22 protein-coding genes and 1 riboswitch are annotated in these 25,907 nt (G+C 61.5%); of the genes, 11 read left to right on the top strand and 11 right to left on the bottom strand.

Annotation, left to right across the window (positions count from 1 at the left end):
- Positions 1–20 precede the first annotated feature (20 nt).
- The 4 genes from ACQ4WM_RS03825 (at position 21) to ACQ4WM_RS03810 (ending at position 8,778) form a co-directional block, all read left to right on the top strand.
- The gene (locus ACQ4WM_RS03825) at positions 21–2,186 is read left to right on the top strand and encodes a S46 family peptidase (RefSeq protein WP_436545373.1); all 2,166 of its coding nucleotides are present in this window, start codon (positions 21–23) and stop codon (positions 2,184–2,186) included.
- 140 nt (positions 2,187–2,326) lie between these two features.
- Positions 2,327–5,098 carry a type VI secretion system Vgr family protein gene (locus ACQ4WM_RS03820; RefSeq protein WP_436545372.1) on the top strand — a complete coding sequence of 924 codons (2,772 nt, stop codon included), beginning with the start codon at positions 2,327–2,329 and terminating at the stop codon, positions 5,096–5,098.
- A 24-nt stretch (positions 5,099–5,122) separates the two neighbouring features.
- Positions 5,123–7,177, top strand: coding sequence for a phospholipase D-like domain-containing protein (locus ACQ4WM_RS03815; RefSeq protein WP_436545371.1), 2,055 nt, complete (start codon positions 5,123–5,125; stop codon positions 7,175–7,177).
- 2 nt (positions 7,178–7,179) lie between these two features.
- Positions 7,180–8,778: a tetratricopeptide repeat protein gene (locus ACQ4WM_RS03810; protein ID WP_436545370.1), complete on the top strand. Its 1,599-nt coding sequence runs from the start codon at positions 7,180–7,182 to the stop codon at positions 8,776–8,778.
- Between the two features lie 56 nt (positions 8,779–8,834).
- Here ACQ4WM_RS03810 and ACQ4WM_RS03805 read toward each other — a convergent pair whose 3' ends face one another.
- Together ACQ4WM_RS03805 and ACQ4WM_RS03800 are read right to left on the bottom strand one after the other, a co-directional pair.
- A complete protein-coding gene (locus tag ACQ4WM_RS03805; RefSeq protein WP_436545369.1) occupies positions 8,835–9,281 on the bottom strand; it encodes a hypothetical protein in 447 nt (148 codons plus the stop codon).
- Positions 9,278–9,904: a TetR/AcrR family transcriptional regulator gene (locus tag ACQ4WM_RS03800; RefSeq protein ID WP_436545368.1), complete on the bottom strand. Its 627-nt coding sequence runs from the start codon at positions 9,902–9,904 to the stop codon at positions 9,278–9,280. The genes ACQ4WM_RS03805 and ACQ4WM_RS03800 overlap by 4 nt, the downstream gene beginning before the upstream one ends.
- Positions 9,905–9,976: 72 nt before the next feature.
- Between ACQ4WM_RS03800 and ACQ4WM_RS03795 the strand changes: the two genes are divergently transcribed.
- The 3 genes from ACQ4WM_RS03795 (at position 9,977) to ACQ4WM_RS03785 (ending at position 11,714) form a co-directional block, all read left to right on the top strand.
- Positions 9,977–10,507, top strand: a complete 531-nt coding sequence (locus tag ACQ4WM_RS03795) for a DUF2867 domain-containing protein (protein ID WP_436545367.1) — start codon at positions 9,977–9,979, stop codon at positions 10,505–10,507.
- A 65-nt stretch (positions 10,508–10,572) separates the two neighbouring features.
- Positions 10,573–11,184, top strand: a complete 612-nt coding sequence (gene pnuC / locus ACQ4WM_RS03790; RefSeq protein WP_436545366.1) for a nicotinamide riboside transporter PnuC — start codon at positions 10,573–10,575, stop codon at positions 11,182–11,184.
- Positions 11,181–11,714 (top strand): AAA family ATPase, encoded by a 534-nt coding sequence (locus ACQ4WM_RS03785; RefSeq protein ID WP_436545365.1) that lies wholly within the window; start codon positions 11,181–11,183, stop codon positions 11,712–11,714. Before pnuC ends, ACQ4WM_RS03785 begins: the two co-directional genes overlap by 4 nt.
- On the opposite strand, the gene ACQ4WM_RS03780 is transcribed toward ACQ4WM_RS03785, so the two are convergent.
- Positions 11,711–13,852 (bottom strand): TonB-dependent siderophore receptor, encoded by a 2,142-nt coding sequence (locus ACQ4WM_RS03780; protein ID WP_436545364.1) that lies wholly within the window; start codon positions 13,850–13,852, stop codon positions 11,711–11,713. The genes ACQ4WM_RS03785 and ACQ4WM_RS03780 overlap by 4 nt on opposite strands.
- A 53-nt stretch (positions 13,853–13,905) precedes the next feature.
- Positions 13,906–14,003: riboswitch (TPP riboswitch) on the bottom strand.
- A 55-nt stretch (positions 14,004–14,058) separates the two neighbouring features.
- Entirely contained in the window at positions 14,059–15,216 is a 1,158-nt protein-coding gene (locus ACQ4WM_RS03775) for an iron-containing alcohol dehydrogenase (RefSeq protein ID WP_436545363.1), read from the bottom strand.
- Between the two features lie 144 nt (positions 15,217–15,360).
- Here ACQ4WM_RS03775 and ACQ4WM_RS03770 point away from each other — a divergent pair, with 144 nt between their 5' ends.
- A complete protein-coding gene (locus ACQ4WM_RS03770; protein WP_436545362.1) occupies positions 15,361–15,666 on the top strand; it encodes a ferritin family protein in 306 nt (101 codons plus the stop codon).
- Positions 15,667–15,755: 89 nt separating this feature from the next.
- Positions 15,756–16,232, top strand: coding sequence for an Imm26 family immunity protein (locus ACQ4WM_RS03765; RefSeq protein ID WP_436545361.1), 477 nt, complete (start codon positions 15,756–15,758; stop codon positions 16,230–16,232).
- Here the strand turns inward: ACQ4WM_RS03765 and ACQ4WM_RS03760 are convergent.
- Together ACQ4WM_RS03760 and ompR are read right to left on the bottom strand one after the other, a co-directional pair.
- Positions 16,213–17,568, bottom strand: coding sequence for a sensor histidine kinase family protein (locus ACQ4WM_RS03760; RefSeq protein WP_436545360.1), 1,356 nt, complete (start codon positions 17,566–17,568; stop codon positions 16,213–16,215). The genes ACQ4WM_RS03765 and ACQ4WM_RS03760 overlap by 20 nt on opposite strands.
- 16 nt (positions 17,569–17,584) lie before the next feature.
- Positions 17,585–18,286 carry an osmolarity response regulator transcription factor OmpR gene (gene ompR, locus ACQ4WM_RS03755; RefSeq protein ID WP_232730910.1) on the bottom strand — a complete coding sequence of 234 codons (702 nt, stop codon included), beginning with the start codon at positions 18,284–18,286 and terminating at the stop codon, positions 17,585–17,587.
- Between the two features lie 264 nt (positions 18,287–18,550).
- Here ompR and ACQ4WM_RS03750 point away from each other — a divergent pair, with 264 nt between their 5' ends.
- Both ACQ4WM_RS03750 and ACQ4WM_RS03745 read left to right on the top strand, forming a co-directional pair.
- The gene (locus tag ACQ4WM_RS03750; protein ID WP_436545359.1) at positions 18,551–18,934 is read left to right on the top strand and encodes a hypothetical protein; all 384 of its coding nucleotides are present in this window, start codon (positions 18,551–18,553) and stop codon (positions 18,932–18,934) included.
- Positions 18,935–19,076: 142 nt separating this feature from the next.
- Positions 19,077–20,948, top strand: coding sequence for a flagellar assembly protein A (locus ACQ4WM_RS03745; RefSeq protein ID WP_436545358.1), 1,872 nt, complete (start codon positions 19,077–19,079; stop codon positions 20,946–20,948).
- An 8-nt stretch (positions 20,949–20,956) separates the two neighbouring features.
- On the opposite strand, the gene arfB is transcribed toward ACQ4WM_RS03745, so the two are convergent.
- Genes arfB through ACQ4WM_RS03720 form a run of 5 tightly spaced genes read right to left on the bottom strand, consistent with a single transcriptional unit; the run spans position 20,957 to position 25,854 of the window.
- The gene (gene arfB, locus ACQ4WM_RS03740) at positions 20,957–21,355 is read right to left on the bottom strand and encodes an alternative ribosome rescue aminoacyl-tRNA hydrolase ArfB (protein WP_436545357.1); all 399 of its coding nucleotides are present in this window, start codon (positions 21,353–21,355) and stop codon (positions 20,957–20,959) included.
- Positions 21,356–21,386: 31 nt separating this feature from the next.
- On the bottom strand, positions 21,387–23,378 hold the full coding sequence (locus tag ACQ4WM_RS03735; RefSeq protein WP_436545356.1) for an ATP-binding cassette domain-containing protein: 1,992 nt from the start codon (positions 23,376–23,378) through the stop codon (positions 21,387–21,389).
- 37 nt (positions 23,379–23,415) lie between these two features.
- Entirely contained in the window at positions 23,416–24,306 is an 891-nt protein-coding gene (gene prmB, locus ACQ4WM_RS03730) for a 50S ribosomal protein L3 N(5)-glutamine methyltransferase (RefSeq protein ID WP_436545355.1), read from the bottom strand.
- A gap of 54 nt (positions 24,307–24,360) precedes the next feature.
- Entirely contained in the window at positions 24,361–25,497 is a 1,137-nt protein-coding gene (gene dapE / locus ACQ4WM_RS03725) for a succinyl-diaminopimelate desuccinylase (protein WP_436545354.1), read from the bottom strand.
- Positions 25,498–25,500: 3 nt separating this feature from the next.
- Complete coding sequence (locus ACQ4WM_RS03720; protein ID WP_436545353.1) at positions 25,501–25,854, bottom strand: ArsC family reductase; 354 nt, start codon at positions 25,852–25,854, stop codon at positions 25,501–25,503.
- Positions 25,855–25,907: the final 53 nt, after the last annotated feature.

Here is a 25,907-nt window from a genome sequence, read left to right as displayed (position 1 = left end):
GCTTTTTATGGAGGCCTACCTTGTTCAAGACTATCGTGTTACCAGTCGCCCTGATGGGTGCGTTCGCCGGCGTACAAGCCGACGAAGGGCAGTGGCAACCACACCAACTGCCGCAGCTGAAAGCCGAACTCAAACGTGTCGGCATCGAGATCCCTGCTGAAAAGCTGGCCGATTTGAGCAAGCATCCGATGAGCGCCATCGTCTCGCTCGGTGGCTGTTCGGCCGCCTTTGTGTCGAATGCCGGCCTGGTGGTAACGAACCACCATTGCGCATACGGCGCGGTGCAGCGCAATTCGACCCCCGAACACAATTACATCACCGACGGCTTCCTGGCCAAGACCCGCGCAGCCGAGCTGCCGGGCGGCCCGAACAGCCTGGTGTATGTCACCGACAAGGTGGAAAACGTCAGCGACCGCGTGCTCAAAGATTTGACCGCGCAAATGAGCGGCCGCGAACGCCACGAAGCGGTGGAAAAACGCATCAAGGATCTGATTGCCGAATGCGAGACCGACAAAATGTACCGCTGCTCGGTGCCGGCCTTCCATCGCGGCCTCGAGTACTACCGTATCCGCCAGATGATGATACGCGACGTGCGCCTGGTGTATGCGCCGTCGGACAAGATCGGCAACTTCGGCGGCGACGTCGACAATTACGAATGGCCGCGCCACACGGGCGACTATTCCTTCCTGCGCGCCTATGTGGGCAAGGACGGCCGCCCGGCCGATCCGTCGCCGGACAACGTGCCCTACCACTCGAAGGACTTCCTGGTGGTGTCGGCCGAAGGCATCAAGAACGGCGACGGCATCCTGCTGGCCGGCTACCCGGGACGCACCAGCCGCTACAAGCTGCCGTCGGAGATCCGCTATGCACGCGACTCGGCCTTCCCGCTCAAAGTCGCCGAACTGCAGGCCGACCTGGCCGTGATGGCTGACGCGACCAAAGGCGACGCCGCTGCCAGCGTGCGCTACGCCAGCGTGGTGAAAAGCATCAACAATGTGCTGAAGAAAACCCAGGGCCTGCTCGACGGTTTCGCGCGCAAGGACATCGCCGCCATCAAGGACGTGCAGGATGCCGAGTTCCGCGCCTGGTATGCGAAACAGCCGAACGTGTCGCCGACCCTGCTGGCCGAACTGGACGCGGCGATTGCCAGCGACATGGCGCTCAGCGACGAAGAGTTCGCCTGGTCGGTGGCGACCAATAGCGACCTGCTGAAAAGCGCTCGCTCGCTGTACCGCTACGCGCTGGAAAGCAAAAAGCCCGACGCCGAGCGCGAATCAGGCTACCAGCAGCGCGACCTGGCCTTCATCAAGGCTCGCCTGGCGCGCCTGGAGCAGTCGTACGTGAACAAGGTCGACCAGGCGCGTTTCGAAGCGGGCCTGAAGCGCTACGCAGCGCTGGCCGCGAAGAGCCATCCGCAAGGCCTGGACGCGCTGCTGCCGGCGCCGAACGCGGTGGCTGCCCTGTACCAGAAAACGCAGCTGGCCGATACCGCCAAGCGCCTGGCCTGGCTGGAAAAAGACCAGGCAGCCTTCGAGCAGTCCGACGACGCCTTCGTGCAGCTGGCCATCAAGCTGCAGCCGGTGGCTGCCTCGCTGGAAGATCGCCGCAAGGAAATCGACGGCAACCTCGAGCGCGTGATTCCGCAATACATGCAAGCGGTCATCGCCTGGAAACAGTCGCAAGGCAAACCGGTCTACCCGGACGCCAACTCGACCCTGCGCGTGACCTACGGCACCGTCTCGCCGTACTCGCCGCGTGACGGCCTGTCCAAGGGACCGTTCACCACCGTCGAAGGCATCGTTGAAAAAGTCACCGGCAAGGCGCCGTTCGAAGCACCGCAGGCGCTGTTAGATGCCGTCAAGGAAAAACGCTACGGCCAGTTCCGCGATCCTGTACTGGGCACCGTGCCGGTCAACTTCCTGACCAGTGCCGACACCACCGGCGGCAACTCCGGCTCGGCGGTGATGAACAAGCGTGGCGACCTGATCGGCCTCAATTTCGATTCGACCTATGAATCGATCACCAAGGACTGGTACTTCGACACCGCCATCACGCGCGCGATCCACCTCGATATCCGCTACATGCTGTGGGTAATGAAGGAAGTCGACCATGCCGACAACCTGCTGGCGGAAATGACGATCAAGTATCCGAAGGTGGCGAAAGCCGCGAAAGCCGCGAAAAAGTAATTTTCGACTGCTCAAAGCCGCATCCGCCGACCTGGCCGATGCGGCTTTTTTGCGTCTGGGCAACTAGCTTGAGTTCCCTCAATACGCCAGCGTTCACCCTGGTTAGCATGACCTGGGGCGTCAAGTCTGGAGGAGGCAATATGGATGAGGGCAGGCTGGCAGCCGATCTGGCGCGCCTTTTCGCAGCAGGCAAGGGCGTGCAGGAAAGCCGCTTGCTGCGCATGGATTTTCCGCACCAGGACGGCCCGCCCGATACGGCGCTGCTGGTCAACAGCTTGCGGGCGCACGAGGAAATATCACGCGACTTCCGTTTCGACGTCGAACTGCTGTCCGACAATCTCCACCTGCCCCTGACAGCGATGATGGGACGCATGGTCACCATTTCGATGGTGCGCGATGACGGCAGCCTGCGCCATTTTAATGGCTATGTGGGCGAATTTCGCCTGTTGCGCAGCGATGGCGGTTTCGCGTTCTACCAGATGGTGCTGCAACCGTGGCTGGCGTTTTCCAGGCTGCGCATGGACAACGTCTCGTTCCACGGCCGCACGGTCATTGACATCAGCGAAACCACCTTCGCTCATTATTGGGAGCGCGACTGGCAAAACCGCCTGCAGGCGGAAACAGCGATATTAACCTGCGCCAACCAGTATAATGAAACCGATTACAACCATCTGCACCGGCGCTGGGAAGACCAGGGCATCCATTACTGGTATGAACATCGCGCCGACGGTCATACGCTGTGTCTGGGCGACAATACCTGGCTGGCCGACAGCATCGACTCATGCGACCGCCATGCCAGCGTGCCCGACGAGATGGTGTTTCGCAGCGGCGCCGGCTCGCTGGAGTGCGATGGCATACGCGATTGGCAGGCGATACGCAAGATCGCCTCAGGCTCGCTTACGCTGGCCAGCTTCAACTACAAGCAGCCTTATGTCAGCCGCGCCAGCGGCCATGCGCTGCACCAGCAGGGCGACGTGTTTGCCCATGAACTGTATCAGGACAGCGGCTATGGCTATGCCAACATTGATGCTGGTGCAGCGCTGGCGCAGCGCCGTCTGGAGGAACTTGCCTGCCAGGCGCAATACTTCGACGCCGGTGGCAATCACCGCTGCGCCCAGGCCGGGCGCAGTTTCACGCTGGGCGGCCACTTCAGCGCCCGGCAATCCGTGCCGGCCCGAGGTGAAGCGGCGCGCCCGGACATGCGCACCCGCGAATACCTGATCCTGTCAGTCGATCATGTCGCCAGCAACAATTACCAGGCAGGGACGGGCGCGAAGTCGCATTATGAAAACCGTTTCAGTTGCATCCGCAAGAGCATACGCTGGTATCCGGGGCGACGGTTCAACAGCATGCCTTGTGCGCTTCCTGGCGTGCAGACCGCGATCGTCACCGGGCCGCCGGGCGAAACCATCCATACCGACGGGCTGGGCCGGGTAAAGGTGCAATTTCACTGGGACCGGCTGGGCAAGCTTGACGCGGGCAGTTCGCCATGGATACGGGTCATGACGCCATGCGCGGGCCAGGCGTTTGGCCAGATATCGTTGCCGCGCATCGGCCAGGAAGTGCTGATCCAATTTCTCAACGGCAATATTGACCATCCCGTGATTGTCGGTGCGGTGTACAACGGCAACCACGCACCGCCGTGGGATTTGCCGGGGCAATCCATGCTCGGCGGCTGGCGCAGCGCCGAACTGATGCCTGACGGCGGCTATGGCAGGCGCGGCAACCAGCTGGTGTTCGACGACACGCATCAGCGCATCCAGGCGCAACTGAATAGCGATCATCAGCATAGCCAACTGTCGCTCGGCTGCATCACCCGCATCGAAGACGCCAGCGGGCGCAAGGATGCGCGCGGAGAGGGCTGGGAACTGGCGTCGGACGCCTGGGGCGTGGCGCGCGCCGGGCGCGGCATGTTGCTGACCACCGAAGCGCGCCCTGGCGCCGCTTCGCATATCAAAAGCATGGATGAAAGCTTGCAGCGCTTGGCCGAGGCTGCCGAACGGCACAAGGCGCTGGCCGCCATGGCGCAGCATTACGGCGCGCAAGAAAGCGCTGCCCAGCAAGGTGCTGCAGCCGATGTGCTGAAAGCCCAGCATGCCGATATCAAGGGCGGCGCCGGCAGTGGCGAAAACGCGTTTCCCGAATTATCGAAGCCGCATCTGGTGCTGGCCAGCGCGGCTGGCATCGCAACCACCAGTGCGCAATCGACGCATATTGCCAGCGCCGACGACACGGCCTTGACTACCGGGCGCAACCTGTCGATGGCGGCCGGCGGTGGCCTGTTTGCCAGCATCGGTGCAGCATTGCGCCTGTTCGTCCACAAGGCCGGCATGAAGCTGATCGCCGCAGCCGGGCCGGTGCAGATTGCCGCGCAAACCGATGCGGTCGAGATCGTCGCCAACAAGGTGCTGGAGCTGATCAGCCAGGCCGACTGGGTGCATATTCGCGGCCGCAAAGGTGTGCGCCTGCATGGCGCCGATTGCATGCTTGAAATCAGCGACAAGGTGCAGTTTTTTACCACGTCGCCAACGCTGTTTCATGGCAACCTGGAAACGCTGGCGCCCAAGAACCGGCCACAACCGGAGCTTGAACCGCCTGTTGCGCCGGTCGAGGGGCAGTTGCACCTCACCATCCAGGCCCATGCCGACGGCGCGCCATACGCCCATGTGCCGTACACGCTGTACAAGGGCGAGGCCGAAGTCGAGCAGGGCTTGAGCGACGAATTTGGCCGCATTCCGATCAAGCACGAAGACGGCACGCCGCGCTACCGCATCGTGCTTGGCAATGGCGAGGAGTTTTTCTTGCAGGCCAGCGCGTGCTTCGACGGTGCGGCGCCAGACAGCGAACAGCGCCTGTCGAACCGCGGCTTGCGCGCGCTGGACGATACCAGCGATGGCCGTTTGCATCTGTAATTTCCATGCACTGAAGGAGACGTCATGCCGGACTCAAGCAAGCGCAACGAAACCACGCATATCGACGAAGTGGGCCGCACTGCCATCAGTTCGGTCCAGTGGCTGCTGGAAAACCGCAACCTGAAAGGCAATGCCAGCCACCCGATTACACATAACAACAAGCTCACGCTGTTCATTTGCGGCCAGGAAGCGTTTGCCGACATCGCCGGCCAGATCGCCAGGGCTGAAGATTCCATTGACCTGTGCTGCTGGGGCTTCGATCCGGGCATGGAACTGGTGCGCGGCAACAGCGTCACCTGGCCGCGTGGCGAGACCTTTGGCGACTTGCTGATCGCCGCCGCACGGCGCCATGTCAGGGTGCGCCTGTTGATCTGGCATGACCGGCTCGGTTCGCCGATGGTTCACAATATGCCGGGCCATTCACATGGCACCTCGCCTTGGAAAAACAGTGGACAGCGCGTTGATGACATCAGCGCCAAAGCCAGCCTGGCGATGTTGCAGGACGCGGTCGCCACGAGAGAGAGGGTCAGCGGCGGTCACAGGGCCGACAGGATCGCGCTCGAGGATATCCCGATGCTGGCGCGTGAAGAATATTGCTACAGTTGGTATGTGCTCGCGTTCAAGGGCCTGTTTGAAGGTCTGGAAATTCGCTTGCGCCATGGCGACAGCGGCGCGATCAGCAAGAGTATCGAGACCGAACTGAGCCAGCCGCATGGCTTGACGATGGGAGAAATCGAAAAGCCCGGCATGCTCTACCTGGGCACTCACCACCAGAAGCCGGTCCTGATCGATTTTGCCCACGAAGAGGGAGCCAAGGCCGTCGGCTATGTAATGGGCCTGAACTCGGTGACCGATTATTGGGACACGACCGCCCATCTGCTCAATGATACGCGGCGCGAACAGGGCGGCGTCAACGAACGGCGCGAGTGTTTGCAGGGCCTCGCTGCGGACGGCGGCTTTGCCACGCTCAAGCCCTATCAGGATTATGCCTGCCGCATCGACGGCGGCCGTGCGCTGATCGCGCTCTACAATAATTTCGTGAAGGCCTGGGATCGTGCGGCCGACGACCGCACGCATGCGGCCGCCAATGCCAGCGTCAGCAGGAAGTTGCCACGTGGCAGCCCGCCGGCGCTGCTGTTGCGCAAGGCCGAGCGAGATGACTCCACCGTGCAGATCGTGCTGACGCAGCCCGAAGAGCAGGACAAGACCATCAAGGAAACCTACTTTCGCGCCGTGACCCAGGCCAGCCTGGCGGCCGGCTACCTGTATGTGGAAAATCAGTACTTCCAGTATGAAGACTGGGCCCGGCACCTGCTTGCAGAGCGCAGGAAGGTGGTCGCTGCCTGGAAAGCCGGCAGCTTGAAAGCGGGCAAGACCATGCGTGATATGCCCATCATGCACGTATTGATCGTTATTCCGGTACCCGAGCGCGCGCAGATGGTGCCGCGCACCCACGACACGCTGGCGACACTGGGGCGGCACGATGGCATGACAGGGCAAAACACAATGATCGACGACTACAACAAGCGACCGAAAACCCGGCAGGTCAGAGGCGGATTCGGCATCACCAGCGAGGTTGAAGTCAAGTTGCCCGACGTGGTGCGGCACTCCAACGGCATCAACAAACCCGGCGCGATGACGCTGGAGAGCGATTTCGGGCTGAAGGTGTCAGTAGCCATGCTCAATGTCAGCGCGTTTGACAAGGATCGCTGGCGTTACCGTGAAATCTACATCCATTCCAAGCTGATGCTGGTCGACGACGTGTTCATGACGCTGGGCAGCGCCAACCTGAACCAGCGCAGCATGGCCGTTGACAGCGAAATCAATATCGCCACCGTCGACTACCGCGTGGCGCGGGAGCTGCGCAAGCGGGTGTGGCGCATGCATAGCGGGGGACTGGTCGATGGCGGTGGAGGAACGAAGGGGGAGATCGTGGATGCTTTTGAGAAATGGGAGGAGTTGATGGGAGAAAATCGCGGCAGGAAAAAATCTGATTCTGCAAGTGCGGATCACAAGAAAATGAGCGGATTTTTGCTTCCCTTTGAAGATAGCCGAAGTTCAACGTTGCGTTTGGGTTGAACATGAAAAAGTATAAAAACTCCGCTTTTCTCCCGTCATCTTTTATCTTGACAGTATTCCTCAATATTTCTTTAATCGCCTGCAAAATGCCTAACGACAAAAAAGAAGTCCTGCCACGCAACCAAAGCCTGCCTCTTTTTAATCCGCATGTCGCGGATTTCATTTGTGAAATCGAGGCAAGCAAGGTTCCTCCCATTGATGCGCAAGCCGAGGATTGGTTTCTTGCAGCACGTGCCTTGGAAGATCCTGAAATTTTCGTGGACGACCGCGACTACAAAAAAATCGTCGATCTAACGCGTCAAGCGGCGGAACGATTGCACTGGAAAGCGATGCTCAATCTGGCAAGCCTGTATGTGGAAGGGCGCGATCCTTTATACGGCAATGAAGAAGCTGTTCAATTGGTGGAAAAGGCAATGCGGCTGGGCATACCGGCAGCGTATGACCGGATGGGGACATATTATGCGAACGGCACCGGCGTTCACGGCGACATCACTCGTGCTTATGCCTTCTGGCAAAAGGCGGCGCAGATGGGTAATCCTCAAGCGATGGAATTTTTGGCAGATAAGTTAAATGTCGGACCTGCAAATGAGGGTGCAGGGTATTGGGCTAATATTCCTGTCGCAATAAAAATGATGGAATGTGCATTTTCCCAAGGAAATGGGACGGTGGCATATAATCTGTCGTATATGTATGCATCCCCCAGAACGGCCACGGGGAGAGTTAGCGGTCCGCGTACGCCAGAAACCAAGGCACTTGCTCTTAAAGTCTTACAAAAGGGAGTAGCATTAGGTTGCCGGAAATGCGCAAACAAACTCAAGATTGAATTCGGAGATCCGTTTGATCTTGCAAACATGCTGGTTCCGTATATTGATAAAGCCCGAGCGGAACGTTACGGCGTACTTAATCGTGAACTGGGATTCAATCCCAATGCGCGCTTTCCTAATTTGGACAAGGTCTTGCCACTCCCGCCCGCCGATCTGCCTCCCTGGAATGGTGACCGGGATACCTTGCTGCATGCCGCCAAGGGCGTGCGGCCGCCGCCCACCGTCCCGAAACCAAGTGCCGCCTCGCTGTTACAAAAACCGTATTTCCTGCCCGCCGACTATGCGTTGCGCCCTGCTGGCTCGCACAGCGATGCGCCTCGCGCGCCATTTTCCGCATATTGGCGGCCCGCTCAAGGGCAGGGCTTGACGGAGCCGGCCCGATTATTCCAGCAAGGTGAAGAATTCCGCCATTTCAGCGTGCTTGATGCCGATGGCAATAGCCGTTATGGCAGCGTGAGTTGGGAGCCGTGCCTGACGATACGACATGACCATGGCGCCGTGCAGCCGCGCGCGGCGCCCGGCCTGCTGCGCGAGGTGGCGCGGCCCGAGCCTTGGTTGAGCTGCGCTTGCGGGCAAGCTTGCCCGGTCAGCGGCGTCTGGCAGCCCTGGGTTGCGCCCGACCATCCGTTGCAGGCCATCGTCAACCAGTACTGGCGCCAGGCCTGGCTGAGCCAGGGAGCGCGGTTCCCGCAACCGCGCCGCGACTGGCTGCTCGATTTGCCGGATGACCAGGTGACTTGGCATTTGATGGATGCGTCCTTGGCTGATCTCGGCTAAGGCATCGTTCCCTGCACGAGATATCTCACCTGGTCGATGCAGTTTTTTACGCGGTGTTAAAACACCACCAGCGTGCCATCGTGCAGCAAGCCGCAAGGCCAGTGACCCTGGCGGTACAGCGCCAGGGCCTCGCACCAGAAGCCCTGGCGCTGGGCCAGGATTTCAAGGCTGGCCATGCGCACGCAATACAGCGCGGCTCCGGTGGCCGCTGGCGTGAAATCATGGGGTTCCGAACTGATGGTCTTGTCGGGCACGGCGCGCAGCGATTGCAGCGCCAGCTTGTAGTTCGCCATGACTTGCTGCTGCCACGGCGCGCCGTTTTGCTTGAGGAGCTGCAGCAGCTCCTTGCCATGGATGGGGTCGGGCTGGTCGCGGGAAGTGGGCAGCCATGCCATGCGGGTGCTGTCCCAAGCGTGCATGCCCGCGAGGGCGAGTTGCCCTGGCTGCGCCCGATAGCTGCCGAGTGCGCCGAACCATTCGATACCGTCCAGTATGTCTGTCATGGCTGCTGCTCCTGGCGCTGCAGCGCCTCTGCCGGCAACTGGAAAAAACGCGGCACCAGCGCCGGCGACAGCTCATTGCCGCCGTCGATCATGTCCAGCCGGCCACTGAGCATCAGCATCACATAGCCATGGCCCAGCGACCAGCCGGCGCTGGCGGCGGCGCGTTGCCAGCGCATGTCGACGCCGGCCTCGCGCACGGCCGCGCCGGCCGTCTGCAATACATAAGCAAAGCAGGCGTGCGCCGCTTCCAGCAGCACCGGGAACTGGCGCACATCCTGGTGTTCGAACATCAATCGGTAGTGAGCAGGGGCAGCCAGGGCAAACTCGATATATTGCTGGCCTTGCAGCTGGAAACGCTCTGCCGCCGGCAGGCTGCCCAGCGGCGGCAGTTCCTCGTCCCATTTGCGGCGCAGCGCGGCAAAGCCGGCGGCGGCCACTTCGGCCAGCAGTGCTTCCTTGCTGGGGAAATGGCGGTAGATGGCGGCAAGCGATACACCCACGCTGCGCGCCAGTTCGCGCAGCGAAATGGTCACATCGCGCTGCTGCGCCAGCTGGGTGATGGTGGCGTTGATCAAGGTCTCGCGCAGGTTGCCATGATGATAGCTATTGCTGGCTGTGCTCATAAGTTATCGCTGTATACATTGTGTGATTTATGTGTATGATAGCCATGTTATCACTGAAAACATGAGGCCAGCATGCAAGCAGTCACACTCAAGGCGCGCAAGGTGGACTTGCCACCGCAGGCGGCCATCGCGCCACTGTATCGTGGCAGCCACCTGGCCGATGCGTATGCCGTGGCCCTGCCAAACCCGGGTGCTGCACGGATGGACATGGAAACGCTGGCGCGCACGCTGCTGGCAAGTCAGCCGCGCTGGGCGCAAACGCTGATGGTGCTGCGCGACGCCATCGTGGCGCGCTTCGGGATCAAGACGGCAGGCCAGCTTGCCAGTGGTGAAGGTGGAAGGATCGGCATCTTTCGCATCTATGCCGTTACTGACAACGAGATCGTTGTGGGCGAGGATGACAGCCATCTTGATTTTCGTCTGTCGATGCTGCGCAGTGCGCAAGGCGGCCCGCATGGCAGCATCACGCTGGCCAGCGCCGTGCATTGCCATAACAGAATCGGCCGCGTGTATATTTTTTTGATACGGCCGTTTCATCAGCTGATCGTGCAGCGCTCGCTGACGCGTGCCGCAAAGCGAGGCTTTGGCCTGCGCCAGGAGTGAAGCGGCAATCTTGCTTATTCAAGCCCGGTATTGCATACTGCGCCACCCGCCTTGTCCAACTTCCCATGAACGATACGCTACTCCTGCTGGGTTTTGCCACCACGCCGCTTGAACTGGTTTCCTTTGTCCTGGCGCTGGCCAACGTGGCGCTCAATATCCGCCAGAATCCGTGGGCCTGGCTGTTTGCGATCATCTCGTCGGCCGCTTACGGCTTCGTGTTTTTCGAGTCGCGCCTGTATGGCGACATGGCCTTGCAACTGCTGTTTATTGCCATCTCCGCCTGGGGCTGGTATCACTGGCTGCATCCGAAAAGCGGCGTGCCGGCCTTGCCCGTCACCTGGCTCACGCCACGCGGCTGGCTTGGCAGTGCTTGCTTCTGGCTGATCGGCTTTCTGCTGATCTCCTGGCTGCTGAAGTCGACCGATACCGACGTGCCGCATGCAGACGGTTTCCTGACCGCCGGCAGCCTGCTGGGCCAGCTGCTGCTGTCGCGCAAGAAGATCGAAAACTGGATCGTCTGGATCGTGGTCGATATCCTGTACGTAGGCTTGTATGTCTACAAAAACCTGACCTTGACGGCCATTCTGTATGCCGTGTTCGTGGTGATGGCGACGATCGGCCTGCTGGCCTGGAAAAAGGCTGCACCGGCTGCGCCTGATGCGATGGTTCTCAAATGACGCATGCCCTGTTGCGCATTGCCATACTGGGTGCCGAATCGTCGGGGAAATCCACTCTTGCGGCAGCGCTGGCCGAACGGCTGGGCACCGTCTGGGTGCCCGAGTATCTGCGTGAATTTGTTGAAACAGAGGGCAGGGTGCCGGTGGCTGGCGACCAGTTCCTGATCGCCAGCACCCAGGTCGCGCGCGAACGCGAAGCGAGTGCCGCAGCCCATGGCGTGCTGATCTGCGACACCACGCCTTTGATGACGGTGCTGTACAGCCGCCATTATTTTGGCGGCGAGGATGCGCCACTGGCGGCGCTGGCCGCCAGCACGCAGTACGACCTGACCCTGGTCACGGCGCCCGATACGCCGTGGGTGGCGGACGGCTTGCAGCGAGAATCGGAAGCGGTGCGCCAGTTGATCTACCGGCAATTGCTGGACGAACTGGCATCACGCGGGATTGCCCATCATATCCTGCACGGCAACTTGCAGCAGCGCATGGCGCAAACCATGCCGCTGCTCGCAGCGCTGCTGGCTGACGTCTAGAAGTCGAACTGCGCCGACACCTTGAGCGTGCGACTGGCGCCCGGGAACAGGTAGCCGTCGGACTCCGGCGTCACGTCGCGCCAGTAGAACTTGTCGAACACATTGTTGACGGTGGCGCGCAGCACGGCCTGCTTGCCCGCCAGGCGCAGCGCATAGGCAGCGCCCAGGTTGGCCACATGATACGAGGGCACAAAGGTGTTGTTGTTGAATTCAAATGCCTTTTTGCCCGAGTATTCCCAACTGCCGTTGACCGACAGGCCCGCCACTTGCGGCACGCGGTAGTCGAGGTTGATGGCGCTCTTGAGGGCCGGCACGTTCGGCACACGCTTGCCGTCCAGCGATGCTACACCGGTGCCTGACTGCTGGCTGTTCAGGGCGGTGACCGATACGCCGATGTTCAGGTCGGCGCTGGCCTTGCCTTGCGCAGACAGTTCCAGGCCGCGGTGCTGGGCCTGGCCGGCGCGCACGAAAAAGCTGTCGGCATTCTGGAATTCCAGGCCCTTGCGGATCTGGAACAGGCTGGCAGCGACCATCAGCTCGGGCGTGATATCGGCTTTCACGCCGAACTCGATCTGTTTCGAGCGGCTCGGCGACAGTTCTTGGTTGGCATTGGCCGCATTGATACCGGCCGTGCCGCCATGCTCCATGCCCTGCGAATACGCGCCATACACGGCCACGTTGTCGAGCGGGTTGTAGACCAGCGCCAGGTTGGGCAGCAGGAACGCATGTTTGGCGCGCACTTCGGCCACGCTCGGGTCGGCATTGAGCACATATTGAAAACCATCGACATCGATATGGCGCAGGCCCGCATGCAGCTTCCAGTTGGCGGACAAGCTCACAATATCCTGCACGAAAACCGAGTTTTCCTTGTCGTTGCGCGTTTCGCGCACAGGGCCTTGCACGCCGTTCGAGATGGGCACGATCACGGGCTGATAGATATTGCTGGTGCCGGCGTAGTCGTACACATAGCGCCCGGCGCGGTCCTTGCGGTGGAAGGTGGCCACGCCCGCCGTGAATTCATGGTGCAGGGCGCCGGTGGCGAATTTGCCCTGGATCATGGCTTGCGCGCTCAAGGGTTTCTTGGTTTCGCCCAGGCTGCGGTAGTCGTACACATCGTAGTCGCCATTGCTGCAGAAGCCCGGAAACAGTTCCTGCGCGCCGCAGCCATACGGAAACGCCGTGTAGTCGTCGCGCTTGAACGAGTGCTGGTTGGCGCTGAGGGTAGCGTGCCAGTTGTCGTCGAACGCGTACTGGAAGCGCAGGCCGAGATTGCTGGTGATGGTGTCGACCGGGCGCGTCCACGGTTGCAGGTTGAGCAGCGTGTCGGCGCTGACACCGGTCGGCAGGGTGGTGTTGCCCAGCAGTTGAAAACCTGGCGCCGTGATCTGCGATTTGTCCTGGTAATCGGCGTCGAGCTGCAGCAGCGCCTGCGGCGAGATCTGCCAGTCGAACGCGCCCGAGATGAACTTGCGGTTGCCATCGGCGCCCTTGACGTACGAGCGCAGGCGCTCCGCCGCCACATTGATGCGGTAGCCGAAACGCGGGTCGTCCAGGCGGCCGCCCAGGTCCAGCGCGCCATACACGGTGCCGCGTTCTCGCGCCTCGACCGTAACCGTACGCAGTGGCGTATTGGTGGGGCGCTTGACGATAAAGTCGATCACGCCGCCCGGCGCGGCCATGCCGGCCTGCAAGCCTGCCAGGCCTTTCAATACTTCGATGCGTTCCTTGTTTTCCAGAGGAATTTGCGTATCGCCGGGAATCGCGATGCCGTCCTTGCGGTAGCTGGAATTGTTGTCGAGCTTGAAGCCGCGGATCGAGAACTGTTCGGCATAGCCAACCGCGTTGTAGGCGTCATTGATGCTGGCGTCCAGACGCACGGCGTCGCTGGTATTGCGGATCTGCAGGTCCTGCATGGTTTGTTGCGAAATGACGGTGACGGCGGCTGGCGTCTGCAGCAGCGGCGCGTCACTGAAGCCGCCCACCGAGGCGCGCTGGGCGGCTGGCACCTTGCTGGCGGTAACGATGACTTCGGCCATGCTGGAAGGTGTATCGACAGCGTCAGCAGCAAAGACGGGCGCAGCAAAAGCCTGTGCGATGGCCAGGGTCAACAGGGAGACAGACAAATTCGGTGTAGGCATGATTGCTCGTGGTGGCATGTTCGGCTGGCGCCAACGCAGGAGCTATCAAAGGAGGGAGGTACTTTGCGCTTTCCTTCGCTGGCATTATCCAGATCAGGTACGAAGGGTATCTCTCACCCGGATGACTGCTCCAGGACCCCTAGCGAATTGATAGCTTAACATGAACCGCCGCCCGCTGTCTGCCAGGCTGGCGCTTTTACAACAGTCTACAGACTCAGTTCCAGCACCTTGCGGCTGACGGCCAGGGTCACTTCGCCCTGTTCGCCGAGCGCGGTCATGCCATGCGCTTCCAGTGCGGCAATCACGGCGTCGACGCTGTCATGACCGAGGCCATAGTCGGCCAGGCGCGTCTTGACACCCATATGGCGGAAGAAATATTCGGTGCGCGCAATCGCCGTTTCGATGCGGCCGTCCTCGTCGCCACCATCCAGGCCCCACACGCGGGCCGCGTATTGCAGCAGCTTGGTGCGCTTGGCCTGCTTGCGCACGCGCAGCATGCTGGGCAGGATCACGGCCAGGGTTTGCGCATGGTCGAGTTCATATAGTGCCGTCAGTTCGTGGCCGATCGCGTGGGTCGACCAGTCCTGCGGCACGCCCACGCCGATCAGGCCGTTCAACGCCAGCGTGGCGCACCACATCACGTTGGCGCGCACGTCATAGTCGTCCGGGTGCGACAGCGCCTTGGGGCCTTCCTCGATCAGGGTCAGCAAGATGCCTTCGGCGAAGCGGTCCTGTACCGAAGCGTTGACGGAGGCGGTCAGGTACTGTTCCATCACGTGGGCAAAGGCGTCGACGACGCCATTGCCGACCTGGCGCAGCGGCAGGGTAAACGTTTTGGTCGGGTCGAGCACGGAAAATTTCGGATACACCTTGCGGCTCATGAACGAGCGCTTTTCCTGCGTTGCCTTGCGCGTGATGACGGCCGAGCCGTTCATTTCGGAACCGGTGGCGGGCAGGGTCAATACGGTGCCGAAGGGCAGGGCGGCGTCGATGATCTTGCCGCCTTTTTCCAGGATGTCCCACGCCTCGCCTTCGCGCAGGGCGGCCGCCGCGATGAACTTGGTGCCGTCGACCACCGAGCCGCCGCCCACGCCGAGCAGGAAATCGATGCCTTCGCTTTTTACCAGGGCGACGGCCTGCATCAGGGTTTCATAGCTGGGGTTCGGTTCAATGCCGGAAAATTCGAGTACCGTGTGGCCGGCCAGTGCGGCGCGCACTTCATCGTAGACGCCGTTCTGCTTGATGCTGCCGCCGCCATAGGTCATCAGCACTGTGGCCTGTGGCGGTATCAGCTTGCCGATGGCGGCGATCTGGCCCTGGCCGAACAGGATCTGGGTGGGATTGTAGAAGTCGAAATTGATCATGGCTCTCCTGATGCTGATGAGGTTCGAGGCCTGATTATGGACGATGATGGCAGCACGCGTGTTTGCCGCTTGAGATTTTCCGGCGCGCGGTGGAAAATGCAGCGCATATCGAGGCATGTCGCCCGCGCACACAAAGGAAACAGCATGTCCCATCACCCCCTGGAAGAATCCGGCTTGCCGGCCACTGCGCTGGACATGCACCGCGCCATCGGCGCGCTGGTCGCCGCGCTGCAGGCGCTGGACCTCAACAGCCAGCGTTTCGAGGCCTGTACCGACCCCGAGCTGCGCCGCGTGCTGGCGCATGCGGGCGACACCAGCCGGCGTGAAGCGGCCATGCTGCTTGAATGGATGCGCCGGCGCGATGCGCGGCTGGACAAGGAACTGAAGGAAGCGCTGTTCAAGGCGGGGCCGATCGTGGCGCAGTTTCACTACGACGAAAAGGTCGGGTAGGCGAGGGCGCTGTACTGGCGTACCATGCGCCGCGCAAGCGAGGGCTCGCGTAGACTGTGTCCCGAATATGATTTTGGGAGCATACATTGATGAAGTCTTTACCATACCGCGAAGGCAGCTGGTTTGCCGTGCCCTTGCAGGGTGGAGGCCATGCGGTCGGCGTGGTAGCGCGCAGGGCGCCTGCCGGCCGCATCATGCTGGCATATATGTTCGGCCCGAAACGCGACGCGCTGCCGTCGCTGGCCGAACTGGAAACCCTGCGTCCCGAGCAGGCCGTGCGCCGCTTGCGCACCGGCGACATGGCGCTGCTGAACGAGCGCTGGGCCATGCTGGGCGACAGCGAACACTGGGACCGCGACGCCTGGCCCATGCCTTCGTTTATCCGCCGCAACGAGTCCCTGCAGCGCGCCTGGCGCGCCACCTATGCCGATGCCGACCCGGCCAAGCTTGACCGTGAAGAATCCGTGCCTTTTGACACACCGGGGCTGGAAAGCGATTCGCTGTATGGCTATGGCGCGACGGAATTGTTGATGACCAAGCTGCTGGTCACGCCGCCGGAAAACTGATCTGGAAAGCCAGCCCGCCGCCGGTGCGGTTGCGCACCTGCAGTTCGGCGCCATGGCGCAGCAGCACCCGGTCGACAATGGCCAGCCCCAGGCCGGCACCGTTGGCCTGGCCGCGCGCCGTGTCGAGGCGGGTAAACGGTTTGAGCATTTGCTCGATCTTCTCAGTCGGCACGCCGGGGCCGTGGTCCTGCACATCGATGATCACGCGCCGCGCAGCACTGCTGCCCTTGAGCTGGCAGGTGATGTCGATTTCAGCGAACTCGCTGCCCTGCGTCTTGCCATAGCGGCGCGCATTTTCGATCAGGTTGTTCAGCACGCGCCGCAAGTCGGTCGGGTTGCCCATGACGTGGGCGCCGTCGGCGATCACGGTGGTGATTTTCACGTCGGGCAGGCGCATCGTTTCGCGCGCCATCTCGTTCAGCAAAGCACTCAGGTCGACGTTGGTAAAGCTCGACGCTTCGGTCGGCTTGGCGTAGTCGAGGAACTGGCCGATGATGTCGTCCATCTGGCCGATATCGGACTGGATGCCGATACGCGCTTCGTCGGACAGATTGGCCATTTCCACTTCCAGTTGCATGCGCGCCAGCGGTGTGCGCAGGTCGTGCGAGATGCCGGCCAGGATCACGGCGCGGTCCGATTCCACCTGTTTCAGATCGTCGACCATCTGGTTGAAGCTGCGATTGGCTTCGATGATTTCGATCGGGCCTTTTTCCGGTAGCGGCGCCGGTTGCTTGCCTTGCGCAATCGCGCGTGCGGCCACCGTCAGGCGCGACAGCGGCAGGTTGATCAGGCTGGAAATGATGGCCGCGCCGATCAGCGACAACAGCGACACCAGGCTGGCCCAGCCCAGCCACTGGAAACCCGTCAGGCCACGCAGGCGCTCGCGGTCCAGCATCAGCCAGTAGTCGTCGTCGTCGATCTTGAAGCTGACCCAGAAGCCGGCCACGCCGTTGACCCTGGCCGAAAAGCGTGTATCGTGGCCCAGCTTGGCCTTCACCAGCGCCTCGATATCGGGCATCAGGTAATTGTCGGGCGGCGGATCGATGCGGTCGTCTTCCTCGAGCGGGAAGATGCGGATGCCTTCATTGCTGACCAGGTCGAACAGCAGCTCGCGGCGCAGTTCGGGCGCCGAGTGCGTCAGCGCCGCATGCGTGATGGTTACCACGGAAATGACCTGGGCCGAAATCTGCTGCGCCTGCGGTTCGCGCTGGATCACGGAAATCATGCCGATCCAGGCGATCATGCTGACGGTGGTCAAGGTGCCAAGCAGCAAAAATGTGCGCCAGAACAGGCCGCTTTTCAGCCGCGCCAGGCTGATATGGGGAACAAGTTTCATCTAGCCTTGCCAGCGATCAGCGCGGTTGTCCGTCCGGAATGAAAACGTAGCCCAGGCCCCACACGGTCTGGATGAACAGGGGGCTGGACGGATCGGGTTCGATCAGTTTGCGCAGGCGCGAGATCTGCACGTCCAGGCTGCGGTCGAACACTTCGTACTCGCGACCGCGCGCCAGTTCCATCAGTTTTTCACGCGACAGCGGCTGGCGCGCATGGCGCGCAAACACCTTCAGCACCGAAAATTCGCCGGTCGTCAGAGGTACGGTCTCGCCGCTCTTTTTCAAGGTGCGGGTGCCCAGGTCCAGCACGAAGTCGCCGAACTCGAAGGTTTGCGGCGTTTCCGACGGCGCACCAGGAATTTCGTCGGGACCCTTGCGGCGCAATACGGCGCCGATACGCGCCACCAGCTCGCGTGGATTGAACGGTTTCGGCAGGTAGTCGTCGGCGCCCATTTCCAGGCCGACGATGCGGTCCACGTCTTCGCCTTTGGCCGTCAGCATGATGATAGGCGTCTGGTCGCCGGCGCCGCGCAGGCGGCGGCAGATCGACAGGCCATCTTCGCCAGGCAGCATCAGGTCGAGCACCAGCAGGTCATAGCGTTCGCGCAGCCACAGTTTGTTCATCGCGGTGGCGCTCTCTGCCGTGAAGACATTGAAGCCCTGTTCGGTCAGGTAGCGGCGCAGCAGGTCGCGCAAGCGTACATCGTCGTCGACCACCATGATCTTCGCCTGGTGACCGTGGATGTTTTGCGTTGTTGTATTGCTGCCGGAAGTGGAGGTTGTAGTCATTTGGGGTGTCGTGTTATCGTCGATTAGTTGCTATAGTAACGCTTGGCGCAGCATGAGCAAGCGGCTGGCGCGACCCATTACATAGTGTTACAAACTTTACCCAATTACTCTTACTGCACCGTGTAAAGCATCATACACTGGGGCCTCAGTTGAATTGCGCTTTATGTTTGTATGGCATCGCGGAAGAGGAACTCAATGAATATCGTCAGCCAAAAAATTCACACCGCTCCCGGCGCATCTTCGTCCGCACCTGCCGTGCACGTGCTGTCTTCGTTCGTGCTGTGCGCGGTACTGGCCTGTGGTGTTGCCCAGGCTCAGTCGCAGCAGCCACCGCGCCGTGACGAACAGCAGCAGCTGCAGTCGCAACGCTTCGAACAGCAGCGCAACAATGATAACCGACTGCGCGAACAGCGTGACGCACGCAGCTTCGACACGCGCATGGAAGAGCAGCGCCGCGCCGGCGAAGGCGCCGAGGCAGCGCGCCGCACGGGCCGCATGACCCCCGATGAGCGCCGCGACCTGCGCCGCCAGATCAATGAAGTGGGCCAGGATATCTATTCCAATCCACCGCGCCGTTAAGCCTCAGTTTGGCGTGCCCTCGTATCCCACCGTTTGACACCTGAAATTTTTTGCGTTTCCGCAACCCGCCCGGCGCGCACGCCGGGCTTCGCCGTGATATTGTTCTAATGCAATTTGACCAGTTTCGCGATCGGGGGACGCAGTGAGCAACGAAGCAACACCAGCGCATGGCGCCAACCAGGCGGGCGGCCTTGCGCCCGGCCTGCTGCAGCGCCAGGACGGTGTATTTTTTGACTTGTCGCTGGCGCCGGAGCAACTGCGTTCGGCAGTTGACCAGCTATTCCAGTCCGGCATGCTGCTCGCTGGCATCGACTATCCTCTTTTCCTGATGACCCTGTACCACGCACCAGCGCCACGCACGGCGCCCAAGGGTGAAGCCGTGGTACGTATTGCCGCGAGCGTGGCGCCATTTTCGCCGCTGCGGCGCGAACTGTACGAACATATCAAGGTCGGCGCCGAGGTGGCCGATTGCTATTTCGAAGCCGTGCCATCGAGCGAGGACAGCCGCGTGCCGATGGTGCGCGATTTCGACGAGATGGTTGCCGCGCTGTGGGCCAAGGGCGTGCATTACGGTATCGACAGCGGTGTCGTGCGCGCCATGATCGCCTCCGGCAAGGCCGAGCGCATCACGGTGGCGCGCGCCTTGCCGCCCCAGCCGGGGCGCGATGCGCAACTGGTGGAAGTGTCGCAAGGCATACACCGCGACGACGCGCCACGCGAGCGCTCGAATGGCCGGCTCGACCTGCTCAGTTTCAAGAACCGTTTCCCGCAAGTCAAGAAGCATGCGCGCCTGCTGTACAAGCTGCCGTCCGTGCCCGGCTTGCCCGGCCATGCGCTCGATGGCGCCGTGCTGGCACCACCGCCACCGCTGGAAGTCGAGCTGGCCACGGTGGCTGGCGAGGGCACCATGGTCGAACGCTACAGCGACGGCGAGTTCCTGGTGGCCGCAGTGGAAGGCTATCTGAATATCGACGAGCAGGGCAAGATTTCCATCGGTAACAAGATCGTCAGCCGCGAAGGCGTGAGCAGCCGCACCACGGGCAACCTGAAGTTGCGCGCCGCCTATGAAGAGTATGGCGAAGTGCAGGAACAGCGCCAGCTTGACGGCAGCGATATCACCATCCACGGCCATGTGTATGGCCGACTGCATTCGCAGGGCGGCACCATTGTGTTGCACAGCAACCTGGTGGGCGGCACGGCGGTCAGCGAGCAGGGCGATATCCGCGTCGATGGCGTGGCGTCCGGCGCCGTGATCCAGACGCGCAACGGCGAAGTGCGGCTGCAGCGTGCCGAAAGCTGCGTTATTTCCGGTACCCGCGTAGTGATCGAGCATGCCAGCAATTGCGACATCATCGCCGATGAAGTGGTGATCGAGATGGCGCTCGGCTGCGCGGTGGCGGCGCGCACCATCCGCATCGGCAGCGCCGGCGCGCGCAAGCAGGTTGAAATGCGCGCCTTTCCGCTGGTGCCGGACCTGGCGCTGCTGGAACAGAAAATCACCGACAGCGTGGCGCGTGCTGGGCAGTACGGGCAAATGCAGCGCAAGCGCCAGCAGGAAATCGACGCCATCGCGCAATTGCCCGAAGTGCGCAGCTACCTGACCCTGGCCGGCCAGTTGCGGCGTGGCGAACTGGTGTTGCAGCCAGCCCAGCAGGCGCCGTACGAAAAACTGGTGGCGCGCATTGCGCCCGTGCTCAAGGAAGTCGCGCGGCTGCGCGTGGAAGTGAAACAGTCGGAAATTTTGCAGGGGCAGATGCTGACGCTGGCCGACCATAGCCGCGCGCAGCGCGCCGCCACGGCTGGCCAGTCCCGCTGCGTGCTGGGCCTGGTCGATGGCGACACCGTCGTGCGCTCGATGGTGGCGCCGCCCGGGCAAGCGAAGGTATATGACCTGTCGCCGAAGGAGATCAAGGCCCTGCTGCACAGCGCGGTGCCCGCCACGCAACTGGTGTTTGCAGACAGCAGCGGCAGCCTGGACTGGACCTACAGTCCGCCACCACTCGATACGATTTAATCAGTCACTTAGTCAGTCACTTTGCCGCGCGATTGCTTGAGGGCGCTGTGCGTGCTCTTGCTGTCCAGGCGGCGCCGCTGCGAGCCCCGCGTGGGCTTGGTGGCGCGCCGCAAGGCCGGCAGGAAGGTCACGCTGTCGATGATTTCCTGCAGCCGGCGCAAGGCTTCTTCCTTGTTCTGTTCCTGGCTGCGCGATTGCTGCGCCTTCAAGACCAGCACGCCGTCCTTGCTGATGCGGCTGTCGCGCAAGGCCAGCAGCCGCTCCTTGTATGCGTCCGGCAGCGAGGACGCGGCAATCGCAAAGCGCAGGTGAATGGCACTCGACACCTTGTTGACATTCTGCCCGCCCGGCCCCTGGGCGCGGATGGCAGAAAATTCAACTTCGGCAGGATCGACGAGGTGGCGCATACAGGCTTGCAGGAGTGGCAGCCGGGCTGGTTCAGCCGCCGATTTTTTCCAGCTGATCCTGCAGTTCCAGCCATTCCGCTTCCAGCTGCGCCAGGTCCTTCGTAAAGAAGGTCTGGTCGGCCAGCAACTGCTTCAGCTTTGCCTTGTTGGCTGCGTCATAGATGCCTGGCTCGCCCAGCTTGGCGTCGGTTTCCGCTTTTTGCGCATTGCGCTTGGCAATCTGCTCTTCCTGGCGCTTGATCTTGTTTTCGATAGGTTTGCGCAGGGCGGCCGTTTTCTGGCGGTCTTCCGCTTCCTTGCGCTTGTCGCGCACGGGTGCGGCAGGTGCGGCGGCAACTACTGGAGAGACCACCGGAAAATCGGTCTTGTTGGCCTTGCCGGCCGCCGGCAGCACGTCGGTGCCTTTGCCCAGCTTGGTCTTGAACAGCCAGTCCTTGTAATCGTCCAGGTCGCCGTCGAACGGTTGCAGCTTGCCGTCGGCAACGATGATGAATTCATCGGTGGTGGCGCGCAGCAGGTGGCGATCGTGCGATACCACCACCAGCGTGCCTTCGAACTGGGCCAGCGCTTCGGTCAGCGCTTCGCGCGTTTCCAGGTCCAGATGGTTGGTTGGTTCATCGAGCAGCAGCAAATTTGGCCGTTGCCAGACGATCAGGGCCAGCGCCAGGCGCGCTTTTTCACCGCCCGAGAACGGTGCGATCGAGGCGGTCACCATATTGCCGGGGAAGTTGAAGCCGCCGAGGAAGTTGCGCAGCTCCTGCTCGCGCGTGGTCGGCGCGATCTTCGACAAATGCCACAGCGGCGATTCGTCATGGCGCAGCATTTCCACCTGGTGCTGGGCGAAGTAGCCGATGTTCAGGCCCTTGCCCATGGTGGCGTCGCCCGTCAGCGGCATCAGTTCGCCGGCGATGGTCTTGATCAGTGTCGATTTGCCGGCGCCGTTCTGGCCCAGAAGGCCGATGCGCTGGCCGATCTGCAGCGAAAACTTGATGCCGTTGACGATGGTTTTATGCGTGATCTCGCCGGTCGCTTCGTTTTCGATCTTGTAGCCCGCATCGACGTCTTCCATCACCAGCAGCGGGTTCGGGGCGCTCAGCGGCTCGCGGAATTCAAACGAGAATTCGGCGGCGGCGCGCAACGGCGCCAGCTCTTCCATCTTGGCCAGGGCCTTCATGCGGCTTTGTGCCTGGCGTGCTTTCGACGCTTGCGCCTTGAAGCGGTTCACGAACGACTCCAGGTGGGCGCGCTTGCGCTGCTGCTTTTCCAGCGCGCCGGCGGCCAGTATCATCTGCGCCGCGCGCTGGCGCTCGAAGCTCGAATAGTTGCCTGAATAGCGTTTCAGCTTGCGCTCGTCGATATGCACCACCACGTTCACCACTTCATCGAGGAAGTCGCGATCGTGGGAAATGATCAGCAGGGTGCCGGCATAGCGTTTCAGCCAGTCCTCCAGCCAGATGATGGCGTCCAGATCCAGGTGATTGGTCGGTTCATCAAGCAGCAGCAGGTCGGACGGGCACATCAGCGCTTGCGCCAGGTTCAGGCGCATGCGCCAGCCACCGGAAAAACTCGCCACCGGCTGCTGCATCTGGTCCAGGGTAAAGCCCAGGCCCAGCAGCAATTGCTCGCCGCGCGACTGCACCGTGTAGGCGTCGGCATCGGCCAGCGCGCTGTACATATTGCCGATGGCGATACCGTTTTCGGTGGTTTCCGGTTGCGATTCAAGGTACGCCAGTTCCGCTTCGAGTTTGCGCAAGGTGGCGTCACCGTCGATCGCATAATCGAGCGCGGCACGGTCCAGCGGCGGGGTTTCCTGCGCCACGTAAGCCACGCGCCATTTGGCCGGGAAATCGATTTCGCCCTGGTCGGGGTGCAGCTCGCCGCGCATCATCGCGAACAGGCTAGATTTGCCCGCGCCATTGGCGCCGATCAGGCCGATCTTGTCGCCCGGGTTGAGGGTGACATCGACTTGCTCGAGCAACGGTTTGATGCCGCGCATCAGGCTTACTTGTAGGAAACGTATCATTTTTTTCTTTGTATTGTAAATTAAGGCGCTGCGCTGCTTACACCAGCTTCAATTGTTCGGCCGTCAGCAAAAACACCATATCATCGCCAGCGCTGGTCGTCAGCCAGGTCAGGCCCAGTTCGCCAAACGCTGCTTCCGCATATTCACGCTCGTTGCCGATCTCGATCATCAGGATGCCGTCGTCGGTCAGCCGCTCGGCCGCACCGGCGATGATCTTGCGTACCAGGTCCATGCCGTCGCTGCCGCCATCGAGGGCGATTTGCGGCTCGGCCAGGTATTCCTGAGGCAGCGAGCGCATCGATTGCGAATTGACGTAAGGCGGGTTGCTGACGATCAGGTTGTATTTCTTGGACGGCACGTTGGCGTACAGGTCGGATTCGATCAGATTGATGCGCTCGGCCAGCTTGTAGGTGTCGACGTTGCGCTTGGCAACGGCCAGCGCATCGGCGGAAATATCGATCGCGTCCACCGTGGCGTTCGGGAAGGCGTCGGCCATCATGATAGCCAGGCAGCCCGAACCGGTGCACAGTTCCAGGATGTTTTCCACCGATTCTGGTTCCGGCACCCACGGCGAAAAGTATTCCGGTATCAGTTCGGCAATAAACGAGCGCGGCACGATCACGCGTTCGTCGACGTAGAAGTTATACGTGCCCAGCCACGCTTCATGCGTGATATAGGCGGCCGGCACGCGGTCGATGCTGCGGCGGTCAATCACGTTCATTACGGCGGCCACTTCCGACTGCAGCAGCTTGGCGTCCAGGAACGGTTCGAGCTTGTCGAGCGGCAGCTTCAGGGTGTGCAGGATCAGATAGGCCGCTTCGTCGAACGCCTCGGCGCTGCCATGGCCGAAAAACAGCTTGGCGGTATTGAAACGGGTGGTGGCGTAGCGCAGCAGGTCGCGTGGCGTGGTAAACGGATTCGGGGTCATGGCATTCTCGAAAAGACGGTGTTCTGGCCCGCCTTGACGGGCCTCGGTAGTGAGTCAGGCGGGCAGCAAATGCTCCAGCGTGCGCCGGTAAATATTCTTCAAGGGGTCGATATGGCGCAGTTCGATGTGCTCGTCGATCTTGTGGATACTTGCATTGGGCGGCCCGAATTCTATCACTTGAGGGCAGATCTGCGCGATAAACCGGCCATCGGAGGTGCCGCCGGTGGTCGACAATTCGGTGCTGATGCCGGTTTCTTCGAGGATCGCCTTTGACAAGGCATCGCTCAAGGTGCCGCGCGGCGTCAGGAAGGGCAGGCCGCTCAGGGTCCAGTCTATCTGGTACTGGAAGTCGTACTTGTCGATAATCGCGTGCACGCGCTGCTGCAGGCCTTCGGCCGTGCTGGCGGTAGAAAAACGGAAATTGAAGTCGATCACCATCGCGCCCGGAATCACATTGTTGGCGCCGGTGCCGGCATTGATATTGGACATCTGCCAGGAGGTGGGCAGGTAATACTCATTGCCGTCGTCCCACTGTTCGGCCACCAGGTCGGCAATCGCCTGCGCCGCCACGTGGATCGGGTTTTTTGCCAGGTGTGGATAGGCGATATGGCCCTGGATACCCTTGACGGTCAAGCGTCCCGACAGCGAACCGCGACGGCCGTTCTTGATCATGTCGCCCAGTTGCGCGCTCGAGGTCGGTTCGCCCACCAGGCAATAATCGATGCTTTCTCCGCGCGCCTTCAATTGCTCGCAGACGATGACGGTGCCGTCCGTGGCCGGGCCTTCCTCGTCGCTGGTAATCAGGAACGCGATCGAACCCGAGTGATCCGGTGTGGCAGCGATAAATTCCTCGCAGGCGACAACCATGGCGGCAATCGAGGTCTTCATGTCGGCCGCGCCACGGCCGTACAGCTTGCCGTCGCGCTGCGTGGGAATAAACGGCGCCGACGCCCATTGTTCGGCCGGGCCGCTTGGCACCACATCGGTATGGCCGGCAAACACGAACACGGGCGAGGTGGTGCCGCGGCGCGCCCACAGATTGGTCACGTCATTCGATTCAATGGTTTCGCAGACAAAACCAAGTGGCGTGAGCAGGTCGATCAGATGCTGCTGGCAGCCCCTGTCGTCGGGCGTGACCGACGACAGGGCGATCAGTTTTTCGGTCAGGGCCAGGGTTTTCGAGGCGGTCATGATTCAGCCCGCAAAAAGAGTGGTGTATTGCTCGCTCGAGAACGCCACGCTGAACTGGCCGTCGCGGTCCAGTACCGGGCGCTTGATAATGGATGGGTTTTCCAGCATCAGCTCAAGTGCGCTGTCCGCGTCGACGATGGAGGCCTTGCGCTCGTCGGAAAGACCACGCCAGGTTGTGCCCTTCTTGTTGACCAGTACATCCCACGGCAATTGCGTCAGCCACTGCTGGGCGGTGGCCCGTTCCAGGCCCTGCTTCTTGAAGTCGTGGAAGGTGAACGCCTGCTGATGGTCAGCCAGCCAGGTACGGGCTTTTTTGACGGTATCGCAATTGGGGATGCCGTAGAGTGTGATGGTCATAATGGGTTGGGCCAGGGAAGGACTGCGGATTGCTTGATCGCGACGCTTGCGCT

It is taken from the genome of Janthinobacterium longum (assembly GCF_051380735.1).
GTDB lineage: Bacteria > Pseudomonadota > Gammaproteobacteria > Burkholderiales > Burkholderiaceae_D > Janthinobacterium.
The sequence above is the reverse complement of the archived record's forward strand: the minus strand, read 5'-3'. Positions and strand labels throughout refer to the sequence as shown.